We start from the raw sequence: 13,204 nt of genomic DNA, 5'->3' as shown, positions 1-13,204 counted from the left end.
TTGATCAACTATTTTATGTTGAGCTTATATTTCCATCCATGAGTAGAGCATGCAATGAATTGGAAGCTACTGGCACTGCCTGTGAGTGTAATACCATTTCTGATTATTGCTGCTACGTTTAATGTTAGTCTTGCAAATTTGCTTGCGGTAGGCATGGTGCCATTTATCGGTGCAGCGGTTGCCATGGCCTGCAAGCTATTTACTCAAGGTTTAAAATTCAATTATCTAGTTAGAAAATTTTTAGGACCTATCGATGTAAACTGGAGAACAATTTCGGTAAGGATAGGAAGTGAGTTTGTTACGTCAACAACCCCGTCTTTTGTAGGGGGTGAATTAGTAAGAATTATGTGGTTAAGTAAGAAAGGCGTGCCGGTTGGAAAAGCATCCTATGTTACCATCGTGGAGATCGTAACAGAGGTTTTGGTATCAGGAATATTTGCTATTGCCGCTGCAGTCTTTTCCTTTGCCTATGGAGCATATGTGGTGGGTATAGCTATACTTGCAGTTAGTTTGCCCATAACTGGGGTTTGGGCCTCGCTATTTTTCCTATCTTCTAAAAGAACGTTTCAGGTACCAGGATGGATTTCAAAAATTGCTGCAAGGGTGGGAAAAGGCCGTTCTGTGCAATATATTGAAAAAACAAATCTTTGGATGAAAGAAATCTGTGATATGAGCAGGGAAACACGACACAATCAACAAATGAAAAAAGCCTTTGTAGTATCAATAATAATTTCTATATTCACTTGGTCATTTTATGGACTTTCATTTATGATTATTGCAAATGGTGCAGGGTTTGTCATAGACTTTTTCCATTCTTTAATGGCTACAATGGCTGCAAATGCAATAGGTAATCTTCCAGTAACTATTGGTGGTTCTGGTCTGACCGAGTTTGCCATTTGGGCCTACCTTGGACACTTGAATACGTTAACGTATGAAGCTGCAAGGAATAGCCTTCAATGGAATATCATCATAGCTTGGAGGATAGCAACTTATCATGTAGGTCTAGTCATAAGTTGGCTATTTCTCATGAAGGTAGTTTATCCCAGCATCAAAAATCAAAAGACATCATAGAAAGCACTTTATCTTCTGCATCTTTACTTTTTCATTGTGAATTATTCGGGAAAAACAGTCGTAATCACTGGAGCATCAAGTGGTATTGGAAAAGAATCTGCATTGAAATTTGCTAAATTACATGCTTCTATTGTGCTTGTTTCAAGGGACAAGGACAAGCTTGAGGAGGTTGCAAAAGAACTATCCAAGTATCAAGCTCAAATTCTTGTGTGCGCTTGTGATATATCTCAAAAAGACCAAGTAAATCAAATGGGTAAGAAAGTCTTAGAAAAGTTTGGCACTGTTGATATACTTGTAAACAATGCAGGTTTTGGAATTTATGGTACGTTCGACGACCTAAAAGTAGAAGAAATAGAGTCGCAGATGGGAACAAATTATCTCGGTATGATATATTGCACCAAGACCTTTTTGCCAAAAATGCTAGAACAGAAATCTGGTCATATAGTAAACGTGGCCTCGGTCGCTGCAAGTTTTGGTATTCCAGGGATGACAGGTTATTGTGCATCCAAGTTTGCAATGTTGGGTTTTTCAGAATCACTATATCATGAGCTAAAAGGAACTGGTGTAGGAATAACTGTTGTAAGCCCAATAATGGTAAAAACTAGCTTTTTCGATCATAATTCATTTAACAAAATGCCAAGATATACAATTGCTCTTAGTGCAAGTACTGTAGCAAAAGCCGTTGTCCAAGCTGCCTCTTCACCTAGGCTTGAAATTGTGGTTCCTCAATTTGTAAGGATAGCAATATGGTTCAAACAGACGTTTCCATATCTAGTAAATCTAATTGTTGGTGCAATTTTTAGAAAATCAAAATCTAACTAGAAATTCTAATGTCTTATTCATCTTCAGATTCATCAGAACCTGCAGAATCAGAATCAACATCCATCATTTCAAGGCCTACAAGATCGAATTGATATATCGCATCCATGTCTATTTCCATCTCTTTTTTGAGGAATTCTATGAGTTTTTTGCCTAAAGGAGCCTTGTGAGCATTGATTGTGAACTCGTAGACAACACCTTTCATAAGATCTGATGGCTTGGTCTTTTTTGGCAAACTCATACCTTCTATGATTTTTCTGCCATCTTCTACAGCTTCGTAAACCTGAGCGTCTATTTTCATATCCTTGTCGTATATCTCAAGTATGTAACCTGTTCTTGTAATGGATTCTGGCTTTCCAAATTTGGCATTTTTTATCTCGTCTTGTGCCCACTTTGGAATTTCTTTAGTCATCTCTGCTCACCTTTGTAATTAGCCCTGTTTTTCTTTCTTACTTGATTGCCACCAGTCACGATATTCATCATGTTTGTCTTCTCGTGTCTTCTCGCGTCTATTTAATTTGTATTTGATATCGCTTATCTGTTCTCTGGTTGCAAACAATCCGCATTTTTTACAAATGAAATGCTTCGTGTTAGGATCAAATTTCATTTCTATCTGAACCTGCTTGGATGCACACTCAGGACACTCGGTCAATGACGCGATCACTAGAGTTATCCATAAAAGCTTTTGCTAGTTTCTGGTACGCGGTCTATGTCTTCATCCCTATCGGTCAGTTCGCCCATCGAAAAATGCCGCGTACCAGAATTTGAAATTATATTTTAAAAATTATAATCCTTTCTAGCTAGTCTTCGAGCATCTCTGAAATGATCTTTGCAGTTTTCCTAGTTCCACTTCTGTCATAATTTTTGGCAAATTCTATCACATTCTCCTGATACTTGTTGTAGTTGTTACGTATTTCAGAAACTGCGCTAACTGTTTGTTTGGTGCTAATAGCAAGAATGCCAAGTTTTCTCTCTTCTGCCCATTTTATCTGGTTTGTATGTTCGTCATAGACCGGAATTCCTATGATTGGCTTTGCCTTTGCACCTAGTATCTCCCCCATGGCAGTATGTGAACCATTTATCACAGCATATTTACACAAATTCAGACAGTGTCTTTTTCTTGTTCAGAGAGAAATCCTACATCCATTTGAATCCAATCAATATTCTTCTCAAAAGCTTCAGAAATTGAGTATGTCTTACCGTTCTTACCAAGCACTTTATCTAAAGAAGGGTCATTTTTTGCATGTGAAACAATTCTTCTCTCATTATTCATTTCAGTGTCATGAAAGACCTTTTCATATTTAGTGAAAGTTGCCTTGTTCGTTGACTTGTTACCAGTTATCATCCAGTATCCGAAATTATCCGCATTTTTAATCAGTTTCTCCAAATCTGACTTTGGACCATGATTAACTGTAATGTTGTTTGAAAAATGACCTGCATATACTATTTTTTTCTTTAATCTTTCAGGAAAGTTCAGGTTATATTCGCATATGGTATAAGGTGGAGGCGAATCTGCAACAACTATCTTTGTTGCCTTTGCAATTTTCTTTGATATGTACATTACTGCTGGATAAAAAAATGATCGTGATACCCAAAGCTTAGGCCTGAATTGATTTGTAATAAAAATGGATTTTACATTTCTCTTTTCTGCTATGATGTTTGAACCTACATCCCCATCATTAACAACAAGATCAAATTTCTGCTTGTCATACAATTTTCCTTCAGCGATTAGGTATTTCGCCATCACTGAAACAAGAGGTTTCCTGCCTGCAACAGGGAGAAGAATATTGAATAGAGACAAAGTAATACTTGGGCCACATTTACCATCGATAGGTGTAGGAATTGTTATGTTGTGAAGATTTTCCTTTTTGGTAGGAAATTTCTTGAGAAGCTTTTGGTAAATCTCTCCACTACTTGAATAATGAATATCTAGATCATCCCCTGCATTTTGACGAATTACCTCATCAAGGGCCATCATTCTGGTGAAATGCCCATTTCCCCATGGATTAATGAACCCGCCTATCTTTTTCATGCATGCAACTAAATTAGTCCTACTTAAATTCTCAATGATTCATTCTCAGAGAATCAATTATATCATGCACATTTTTTGGTCCCACTGTAAGCGATATTGATTTAAGACTTTTCAATGCGTCGCTAACGTTTTTTTGAATTTTCCTTTTTGGAATGTTTCTCTTGGTAAATTTTGATTTACACAAATTCTCTAGATTCACAATATATTTCTCTAGTCCTATTTGTCTGGAATTTTCAAGAATACTAGAGTCCATGCCAGCAAGTGGAATCCATGGCATCAAATTCTTCTGAAAAACAGCTCTAGTACTGTCTTCCATGAGCCATACCGGTAATGTAAAGGGTAAGATTGGTAATGCAATATGTTTGATTTTTCTGGAAGAGGCAATGGATATCATAAGATAAATCATTACTAGAATTTTCATCAATGGATCTTGAGTCTTGGGCATTTTACAGAATTGGAGTGTAATTTTTTCTTGAACAATTGACGGTAGTATCCTGTTTATCATTTTAGATATCTTGAGAAGATCTGAGTCACTTGAATAACTTATGAGCATCTTTGCATCAAAACCCATTTTGATGCTTTGTAGACATGTTATTGCAGATAATTCATCATATATGCAACAAAGCATGGTTTCCTTTTGAGAATTATATGGAATTCCTCCAAGTCCCTTATCCACAAAAATACAAACATAAGCGTACGATTCTGTAAGATATGTGTAAAGCAATCTGCTATGATCTGATTCCAAACCAGGTTTTACTTGCAAATCAATGGACTTTTCAATTAAAGAAGAAGTTGCGGCAATTTCCAAATCTTTTGCCAAATAATCTGAAGATCTTCCTTCAACCTTGATGTAAAATTTCTCACCTTTCAATAACAAATTCATGCTTGTACTAGTAATTGTCGAAAGTACTGTATCAAACTGATTCTTAACTTCTTTTGCAATAGCTATTCGATCAACACCAAAAAGTGATCCAATTGTAGAAGAAGCAAAAACAGGATCATTTGTTTCTACCACTATGACCGAACCGTTCTTTCGTACACAGGAGAAACTCTGTTTTTTGATCTTGAGAATACTTGAGATGCTTGTTTCTAAATCCTCCATCTTATTTAATGAGAAAACGGATGGAAAAACAACTAGTACTGTCTTCTCATTCATTCTGTTTCCAGTGTTTTGACTCACTTATAATTCTAGGATAGAAAATCAACCTAAATAATTATATGACCAAAATGAACGCATTTTCTTATGCATAATTTTACTGCTGAACAGATACAGCAGTTAAATGAAAAACTAAAGACACCACAAGATGTTCTCAAATGGGCATTAGACAATCTTCATCCAAAAATAGCTATGGCATCAAGTTTTGGAGCAGAAGATGTTGTGGTAATTGATATGATGATGAAATTAAATCCAAAATCTAGAATCTTTACGCTTGATACTGGCAGATTAAATCAAGAGACATACGATGTTATGGATGAGATAAGAAACAAGTACAACATGAACATAGAAGTAATGTTTCCAGATTCTAATGAAGTTGAAGAAATGGTTCGTGTTAATGGCATGAACTTATTTTATCAAAGTATGGGAAATCGTAAACTATGTTGTGGCATCAGAAAAGTTCATCCACTCAAGAAAATGCTTTCAACTGTAGATGGATGGATCACTGGGCTAAGAGCTGACCAAACTGAAGTCAGGTCTAACGTACAAAGAATAGAGATTGATCCACAACACAATGGTATCATAAAAGTAAATCCAATAATTGAATGGACATGGGAGCAAACTTGGGACTACATTAAGAATAATAAAGTACCTTACAACAAACTTCACGACAAGGGTTATCCTAGTATAGGATGTGAACCTTGCACACGTGCAATCAAATCAGGAGAACCATTACGAGCAGGACGCTGGTGGTGGGAAACAGATCCTCAGAAAGAATGTGGATTGCATGCGGAACACGGAAAATAACATTTTAGGTGATATGATATGGGTATTGCACAACCACATGGCGGTAAACTAGTAAACAGATCTACAAACAAAAACTACGATAATCTGTTTTCTGTACAGGTAACTGCTGATCTGGCAAGCGATATTGAAAACATATCTGATGGCATTTTTAGTCCACTTGAGGGATTTCTTCTACGCGAAGATTTTGAGAAGGTGATCACAAAGGGAAGATTGGCAAATGATCTTCCCTGGACAATTCCAATAGTACTTGATGTTGATAAAGAAACTGCAACAAAGATGAAAGATGCAAAAGATGTTGCTCTAAGTGTTAACGGTACAAATTTTGCAGTCTTGCATGTGGAAGAGATCTATGCCTTTGATAAAAATGCGACAGCAAAGGGAGTTTATGGCACAACTGATGAAAAACATCCAGGAGTAGCAAAAACCATGTCCATGAAAGAATTTCTGGTTGGAGGCAAAATTGATTATATTGAAAGACAGGCAGAAACTCCAATTCGCAGATACAGAAAGACTCCACGAGAAACAAGAGAACTATTCGAGAAGGCAGGGTGGAAGACAATAGTTGGATTTCAAACTAGGAATGTACCTCATGTTGCGCATGAGATGCTCCAAAAGGCATCACTGAATACGCATGATGGACTTTTTGTTAATCCTCTGATAGGGAAGAAAAAGTCAGGCGATTACAAAGATGAGGTAATAGTTGCAGCCTATGAGACACTAATCAAGTACTATTATCCACAGAATAGATGCTATCTTGCTACACTACACACCGAGATGCGATATGCAGGTCCCAAAGAAGCTATTCATCATGCCATAATGAGAAAGAATTTCGGATGTACTAATATCATAATAGGCAGAGATCATGCTGGTGTAGGCACTTATTATGATCCATTTGCTTCACAGAGAATATTTGACGATTATCCTGACATTGGAATTGGGCCCATCTTTTATCCTGCCTTCTTCTATTGCAAAAAATGTTTGTCCTTTGCGAGTGAAAGAAATTGCCCACACGGACAGGAATTCAAGGAGCAGCTTAGTGGCACCAAGCTTAGGACAATGATTCTACAAAAACAAAGTCCATCAGAATACATGATGCGACCCGAGGTATCGAAGATACTTGTGAACTGGGATAATCCATTTGTCGACTAGATTTTTACACTGGATAGTTAGAGGTTGAAATCGTTGCTTTATTACTTTGTATACTAACAAGGTGCAGGCTCTACCTAAACCATATAATAAATCAGATGGTTATTTTGCAATAACTGCGATCTACTTGATAGTTCATGAACCAATAACTTGACAGAACTTAGATTTTTATTGAAATGAACCCAGCTCATCTTATGCGTAGCGTAATACTTGCTATCCTTCTATTAGTAACGCCGCTTTTACCAGTATATGCTCAAGAATCTACAATGAATCCCTCTGTTCATTATGATTCAATTGAGATACCAGCTGGTGCATTTAATGTTGTAAGAGACAATGCTACTTTCTTCAAACTGCCTCATGAGCATGTTACTAATTGGCAACTTACAATAGAAAATAAGCTCACATATGCAAATCCAAATGGCACTGCCATAATCAGACTCTACGAAGATCCAAAAGAACAGAAATTCATAGAAGTTGGCATGGGCAGTCCTCCAGACCATAGATTATGGGTAGCTGTCAATACTCCAGATGATGGATACTTTGTGATTCTAGATGAAAAGACAGGCGGATGGACCCCGGGACAGATTGTAACAGTGCAGCACACAAATAATGGCGGGTTATCTGCATCAATAGGTCAACAGGTACTTGTTGACAATTTAGATGTAGCAGGATTTACAGTAAGGGATATTGCTGCCGCAGGACTGATCTCAACTTCTGATCCTCCAACTGCGTCCTCAGGAAGTGTTTCCATAAATATTGTTTCAGGAGATCCTGCACAAAACCCAATCTTCTATATGCCATTTATTGTAGTTGGAGTAACTGGAGCCCTTATTGGTATTCTAATAAAAACTAAGAAGAGATAGTCTTGTAATAATTACATTCTTTTTTTATTTGACAGACTGTACACATTGGAGATATTGGCTTGCAGATATTCTGGCCATACATGACAAATGTGTCATTTATTCGAATCCAATGTTTTTTTGAAATTTTTTTCATGAGCTCAATCTCTGTATCCTCAGGGGTCTTTGTTTGAACAAGTCCAATCCTATTTGAAATTCTGTGCACATGTGTATCTACAGGTATGGCTGGCTTGTCAAAAGCATAAACCAGCACACAATTTGCAGTTTTTCGCCCCACACCTGGAAGCTCAACTAGCTTGTCTAATGTTTGTGGTACTTTGCCGGAATACTTTGAATCTATTATGGAAGCTACTTCTATTATGCGCTTTGCCTTTACGTGATAAAATCCAGTTGATTTGATAATTTTTTCGACATCTGAAATCTTTGCACTTGCAAGGGCATGAGCTGTTTTGTATTGTGAAAATAATTTTCTGACCACTGCAGATGTATTTTCATCTCTTGTTCGTGCTGAAAGTATTGTTCCAATAAGAATACTCAACGGGCTTCCATTTTCAGCTTCGCGTAATTGCCGTAATGCAGTCATTCGGGGTGGCTTGACTGCATCCATCGTCTTTATCATTCCATCTAGAATTTTTCCTATCTTATCCAACTGATCACATTTGATCACACAAGTATTATATCTGTTATAACAAGATCATCGTATTGGAGCTAACAAAAGAAGAGGAATCTGCACTTGCTGGAAAACACGGAGAAACTCTTGCTCTTGCATACCGCGTTCTAGTAGCAATAGGAGAGGCTACAGGGGCAGACAAACTGATTCCAGTAGAATGGGCTCATCTATCTGGAGTAAATTACAATACAATAGGTGATGCAGGGGAGAAATTCCTTTCACATCTTAGCGAAGATGCAAAATTTAAGATAAAAACAACTGTAAACCCAATGGGATTTGATTCTGATAGTGTTTCAAAGTTTGAACTTGATGAAGAATTTATCAAAAAACAACAGAGCATAAGGCAATCATATGAGAAGATGGGGGCTATACCGTCTTTTTCCTGCATTCCGTATGAAATCTTTGAGCTCCCAAAAAAAGGAACCCAAGTATCTTTTGCAGAAAGTAATGCTGCAATTTATGCAAATTCAATCTCTACTCTCAAAACCAACAAGGAAAGTGCATTCAGTGCACTAGCTAGTGCACTCACTGGAAAGAGTATCTATTCTGATTTACGAGATGACGAAAGTAGAAAACCAAATCTTACCATAAGAATGAAGACAAAACAGAAAGACGAGCTGGCATACGGTTTGCTGGGGTATTTTGCGGGAAAGAAAGCAGGAAGCTCAGTTTCCATATCTGGTGTAAAAGAACTAGATAGGCGTAGCTGCAAGTCATTATGCGCAGGAATGGGAACATCTGGAAGTTGTGGTATGTTTACTTTTGGAGAAGAAGAAAAGGGAGAAAAAATAGACTTTGATGATAAAGAAATGAAAAATGTCAAAGATGAACTCAATACCGCAGAATCAGGTGATGTTATTACACTAGGAAGTCCGCAACTTGGATTGGAGGAAATATCGGATCTGACAACCAAACTAAAAGGACGATCATTTAGAAAACGTTGCATGATTTTCTGTCCACGTGCTATCCAAGGGCAGGTCAGAAATCTAGGTTATGACAAAGAGCTAAGCAGAGCTGGTGCAGAAGTGCTCTATGACTGCTGTATATGCTTGACTCCGCTCATAGACAAAGAAAATGTTGACTCTGTTATTACAAACAGTGTCAAGGGAGCATATTATTTGAGGACATCAAACGGTGTAGATGTCAATTTAAAAAATCTTGATCAAATTATTCAAGAGGAAACAAAATGAATGTCAAAATAATAGTTAGGGGAAAAGCAAAAGGTACTGTGCTCTGTGCAGAAAACCCGGTGAATTTCCTTGGGGGCATAGACAAGACGACAGGAAGGATAAGAGATGAGCATCACGATCTCTTTGACAAATTTGTAGGAGACAAAATTCTTGTCTTTCCAAAAGGTATAGGCAGTAGTGTAGGCGCATACACAATTTATTCACTAAAATACAACAAATGTGCTCCACTTGCAATGGTATGCCTCAATGCAGATATTACAACAGCATCGGGTTGTGCAATTTCAAATATTCCGTTGGTTGTGGCACAAAAGAAAGACTATGAATCCCTGAAAGATGGTCAAGAGATCACAGTTGATGCAATAGAAGGTAAGATACTATAGATTTACTCGTATTGCTGAACCATCTGGTTCTGTTTCTTTGAATACAATCCCTTCGAATCGCAAAATCACTGTACCTTTTTGTTTCCAATGACCAGATGGTGCTCCTGCCTTCTCGCATGTATGATCTAGAAATTCCTCTTCATTCCATCCGTATTCTACAGGGACCTGAGGAAGTAAAAGACCGGAACCAAATTCCCATTTTACAATTAATCCATCCCTGCCAACCCTTATCTTGGATGGATACTCTGATGGATCTTGCACCTTCACCACTTCTGGGGGAGTCAAAACTGTCACTTCAAAAATAATCTTGTTTAATTCATCATATTTTACAGGTAAAAATCGCGGATCTTCTGTTGCTGATGATATGGATGCATCTACAAGAGATTGGTATAGCTTCCTATCTGGTGTTGGAAATCCTATGCATCCTCTGAGATTTTCTCCTTTGTTTAGAGTGACAAACACTCCAGAATTAAAAGAAAATCTAGATTTTATTTCATCAGAAAGCGCCATCCTCTTCCCTGTTTCTATATATTCCCTGACAACTGATCTTGCTGTCCTGACAAGTAACTCTCCATCGTGATCAGATATTACATTCATTTCAATCTCTGGTTTAGTTTTTCCACAAACTCTTGAATCTTGACCAAATGAGTTCCTTCCCAGTAAAGTTTCTTGCAACCCTTACAGCTCCAAAATTTTTCTTGTCTTTCATAAATTCTAGGAGGGACTTTTTCCATGATCCTTATTTTATCAATTGCTTCAATTTTTCCATTACAATCTACACATCTTGAAGAGTTGGTATCAAGCACAAAATTTGAAAGACCAATCTTTTTTGCAATCTGGATGATCTGCTCAATCTCATCATTTCCTCTAATGAGGACTGTCGTAATACCGCCTATCTTTTTCAGCACTTTTGGAAAGATTTTCATCTTTTGTAACTATCACACGCCTCTGGTTCTCTGCAAATTTAATCAATTCTGAATCCTCAATTGAAGACTCGTATTTGGAATCATAACCAAGAATACGTAACTTTCTTGCCAAGTTACCAAGCATTGCATCTACAACAAAACTGGGTTTATGTGCGCTCAATATCCTTGACCAATACCTGATTCTACTATGTGGCTATCGCCAGCAGGAAGCGCACGTATAAAATCATCAATATTAAATGCCTTGACAACATCTTGGTTTTCTGCAAGTTTTAAAAATTCTAGTCTTACCTTTTTTGCAAGATCTGTCATATCAGTTCCCGACGGTTCTATAATTACATAAAATAAGCATCTGGTTTTCACTGCTGATAGTGGACCACTCATGATAGTATAGCTGTCATTTTTTTGATGCAACCCTATAGCTAGCTGCAAGTTTGAAACTTGAACAAAGTTTCTAGTACCCTCTATTGGGAATGCACCCTTTGCAAGAAATTGTCCAGTCGGTGCTCCCATCTTGATCTGATCTGGTTTTACCCAATAGGCATTTAATCCATACAATCCTTCCCTCCAAGCTCTGCTAAAACAGACTGTAGCTTGTGCCACCTCTGTTATGCTTGATGCAATTTCATCCTCGCTATCCTTTAGGATAAAAAAAGGTGATCCTACTATCTCGGCGTGAAATACTCTATCATTCTTACCCAGATGTTTTCTTATTACTGAAGAATTGGAAGATGAATCTCGTCCTCCAATTGCCAAAAGTCCGTCTGAAGTATAAAACCATCTATATCTCTCATACCATTCTTTCTTTTTCTGTATTGAAAAAACAATGGAATCCTGTGTGATGGTGGCTTGTTTTCTAAATGCCGCCAAATTCTTTTCAGTCTTGATTTTTTCTGACTCTATTGTCTCAATTGCTTTTAATTGTCGTTTTGATTCGTTAAACAAGATAGAAGCTATGGCTTGAATTGACGATTGTGGATTAATCTTTACTTTATCTTCTTCGACATTTATCATTAGTATGCCATTTTCTCTTATCAGAGAGGAATTGCGCTCTTGCAATAATGGCGGAACTCTTGTATCCTCAATTGATGTAACTCCAAATGACGCCAAGCCAAAGAGAGCTTTTGCAACGTTGGATATTGCCTCAGCTCTTAGCTTAACCAATGAAATTGCCTTGTTTTGCTCCTCAAGTTTATGCTCAGTCTCGATTATCTTTTGGCTTACAGTGTCCGTTTTTGATGTCTTTCCCTGTTCTAGAAGATTTTCAGAAAATAGTGCATCCAGTCCTTCCATAAAACTAGATACCTTGCTGACGTTTTTTTGTGAAATATCTCCAAGCGGTATGGGGTATACATCTGCTCCCTTGTCGTCACGAACAATATATGGGTCATGTTTTCCATTGACAACTTTTTCAATCATTTCTCTAGTTGCCTGATATATGCTTGTAACTTCTTCACTAGTCAATGTATTTCCTAATCTCTGTCCATCTATGTTGGATCTCTTCATTATTTCCTCGGCATATTTGGTGGGCAATCCCAGAGTTCTACCAATCCACCTAACAGTTACAGTAGATGCTGATTTTATCTCCTCTAGATCTTTTTGTGTCACTTTAAAAATATCTGATCCACTTGATGGTGGAGTAGCATACGTTAGACCGACCCCCAATTTTCTATGTCTTACATCAATTGAATGAAGAAGTGATAAAATCTTCATCTCTTTATTGCACAAAAGTATGTTGCCATCTCCAAAAAATTCTCCAATCAGAATAAATTCTTGATTGAAACCACTGAATGTAACTTGTACAATTCGCTCACTACCAATTTGCTCGACGTTAATAATTCTGGAGCGAAGAAGATCATTTCTAAGTCTCTTTATCAGCCTGTTTTCCTCCATCTGGCTTATCTTTACATTTGTAATCCAAAATCCAAATGTGGAAAACATGAGCAAAAGATCTGGTTTTTCTGGATGATGCAATTTGAAGAGAAGGCTATTGCGAGTTATGCCGTAAATGTTGCTGACATAGTAGTCCTTTGTCTTGCTGGATATTTCGTTTACCAGATAAGATAGTTCAATTCCTGAAAGCGTCATAATGGAGACGTTACCGCTCCAAAATTATACTCTTTGCTATTGGTTAGCCAACCAAACATTTT

17 protein-coding genes are annotated in these 13,204 nt (G+C 37.4%); 7 read left to right on the top strand and 10 right to left on the bottom strand.

What is annotated here, in order from left to right:
• Positions 1–54 precede the first annotated feature (54 nt).
• Both DYY67_RS07890 and DYY67_RS07885 read left to right on the top strand, forming a co-directional pair.
• Positions 55–1,071, top strand: a complete 1,017-nt coding sequence (locus DYY67_RS07890; protein ID WP_166392258.1) for a lysylphosphatidylglycerol synthase transmembrane domain-containing protein — start codon at positions 55–57, stop codon at positions 1,069–1,071.
• Between the two features lie 36 nt (positions 1,072–1,107).
• Positions 1,108–1,893, top strand: a complete 786-nt coding sequence (locus tag DYY67_RS07885; RefSeq protein ID WP_166392256.1) for an SDR family oxidoreductase — start codon at positions 1,108–1,110, stop codon at positions 1,891–1,893.
• 13 nt (positions 1,894–1,906) lie between these two features.
• On the opposite strand, the gene DYY67_RS07880 is transcribed toward DYY67_RS07885, so the two are convergent.
• The 5 genes from DYY67_RS07880 to DYY67_RS07865 form a co-directional block, all read right to left on the bottom strand.
• On the bottom strand, positions 1,907–2,302 hold the full coding sequence (locus DYY67_RS07880; RefSeq protein ID WP_166392254.1) for a hypothetical protein: 396 nt from the start codon (positions 2,300–2,302) through the stop codon (positions 1,907–1,909).
• An 18-nt stretch (positions 2,303–2,320) separates the two neighbouring features.
• Positions 2,321–2,542: a hypothetical protein gene (locus DYY67_RS07875; RefSeq protein ID WP_168711855.1), complete on the bottom strand. Its 222-nt coding sequence runs from the start codon at positions 2,540–2,542 to the stop codon at positions 2,321–2,323.
• Between the two features lie 148 nt (positions 2,543–2,690).
• Positions 2,691–2,975: a hypothetical protein gene (locus tag DYY67_RS11655; RefSeq protein ID WP_320416014.1), complete on the bottom strand. Its 285-nt coding sequence runs from the start codon at positions 2,973–2,975 to the stop codon at positions 2,691–2,693.
• A gap of 17 nt (positions 2,976–2,992) precedes the next feature.
• Positions 2,993–3,922, bottom strand: a complete 930-nt coding sequence (locus DYY67_RS07870) for a glycosyltransferase (protein ID WP_320416013.1) — start codon at positions 3,920–3,922, stop codon at positions 2,993–2,995.
• Between the two features lie 31 nt (positions 3,923–3,953).
• Positions 3,954–5,024, bottom strand: a complete 1,071-nt coding sequence (locus tag DYY67_RS07865; RefSeq protein ID WP_166392252.1) for a thiamine biosynthesis protein — start codon at positions 5,022–5,024, stop codon at positions 3,954–3,956.
• Between the two features lie 141 nt (positions 5,025–5,165).
• Between DYY67_RS07865 and DYY67_RS07860 the strand changes: the two genes are divergently transcribed.
• The 3 genes from DYY67_RS07860 (at position 5,166) to DYY67_RS07850 (ending at position 7,894) form a co-directional block, all read left to right on the top strand.
• On the top strand, positions 5,166–5,885 hold the full coding sequence (locus tag DYY67_RS07860) for a phosphoadenylyl-sulfate reductase (RefSeq protein ID WP_166392250.1): 720 nt from the start codon (positions 5,166–5,168) through the stop codon (positions 5,883–5,885).
• An 18-nt stretch (positions 5,886–5,903) separates the two neighbouring features.
• Positions 5,904–7,034, top strand: a complete 1,131-nt coding sequence (gene sat, locus DYY67_RS07855; protein ID WP_166392248.1) for a sulfate adenylyltransferase — start codon at positions 5,904–5,906, stop codon at positions 7,032–7,034.
• A gap of 191 nt (positions 7,035–7,225) precedes the next feature.
• Positions 7,226–7,894: a hypothetical protein gene (locus DYY67_RS07850; RefSeq protein ID WP_166392246.1), complete on the top strand. Its 669-nt coding sequence runs from the start codon at positions 7,226–7,228 to the stop codon at positions 7,892–7,894.
• Here the strand turns inward: DYY67_RS07850 and DYY67_RS07845 are convergent.
• Positions 7,881–8,498 carry an endonuclease III domain-containing protein gene (locus DYY67_RS07845; RefSeq protein ID WP_166392305.1) on the bottom strand — a complete coding sequence of 206 codons (618 nt, stop codon included), beginning with the start codon at positions 8,496–8,498 and terminating at the stop codon, positions 7,881–7,883. The two genes, DYY67_RS07850 and DYY67_RS07845, sit on opposite strands and share 14 nt — an antisense overlap.
• Positions 8,499–8,593: 95 nt before the next feature.
• On the opposite strand from DYY67_RS07845, the gene DYY67_RS07840 reads away from it, so the two are divergent.
• Positions 8,594–9,751: an aconitase X catalytic domain-containing protein gene (locus DYY67_RS07840; protein ID WP_166392244.1), complete on the top strand. Its 1,158-nt coding sequence runs from the start codon at positions 8,594–8,596 to the stop codon at positions 9,749–9,751.
• A complete protein-coding gene (locus DYY67_RS07835) occupies positions 9,748–10,131 on the top strand; it encodes an aconitase X swivel domain-containing protein (RefSeq protein ID WP_166392242.1) in 384 nt (127 codons plus the stop codon). Before DYY67_RS07840 ends, DYY67_RS07835 begins: the two co-directional genes overlap by 4 nt.
• On the opposite strand, the gene DYY67_RS07830 is transcribed toward DYY67_RS07835, so the two are convergent.
• From DYY67_RS07830 to rqcH, 4 genes are read right to left on the bottom strand one after another with little or no spacing between them, the layout of a single operon-like run.
• The gene (locus DYY67_RS07830; RefSeq protein ID WP_166392240.1) at positions 10,126–10,728 is read right to left on the bottom strand and encodes a TIGR00296 family protein; all 603 of its coding nucleotides are present in this window, start codon (positions 10,726–10,728) and stop codon (positions 10,126–10,128) included. The genes DYY67_RS07835 and DYY67_RS07830 overlap by 6 nt on opposite strands.
• Entirely contained in the window at positions 10,725–11,039 is a 315-nt protein-coding gene (locus tag DYY67_RS07825; RefSeq protein WP_218584707.1) for a Mut7-C RNAse domain-containing protein, read from the bottom strand. The genes DYY67_RS07830 and DYY67_RS07825 overlap by 4 nt, the downstream gene beginning before the upstream one ends.
• Positions 10,999–11,217: a Mut7-C RNAse domain-containing protein gene (locus tag DYY67_RS07820; protein ID WP_166392236.1), complete on the bottom strand. Its 219-nt coding sequence runs from the start codon at positions 11,215–11,217 to the stop codon at positions 10,999–11,001. Before DYY67_RS07820 ends, DYY67_RS07825 begins: the two co-directional genes overlap by 41 nt.
• Entirely contained in the window at positions 11,214–13,142 is a 1,929-nt protein-coding gene (gene rqcH / locus DYY67_RS07815) for a ribosome rescue protein RqcH (RefSeq protein ID WP_166392234.1), read from the bottom strand. The genes DYY67_RS07820 and rqcH overlap by 4 nt, the downstream gene beginning before the upstream one ends.
• Between the last annotated feature and the right edge of the window lie 62 nt (positions 13,143–13,204).

This window comes from Candidatus Nitrosotalea sp. TS (genome assembly GCF_011319465.1).
GTDB lineage: Archaea > Thermoproteota > Nitrososphaeria > Nitrososphaerales > Nitrosopumilaceae > Nitrosotalea.
The sequence above is the reverse complement of the archived record's forward strand: the minus strand, read 5'-3'. Positions and strand labels throughout refer to the sequence as shown.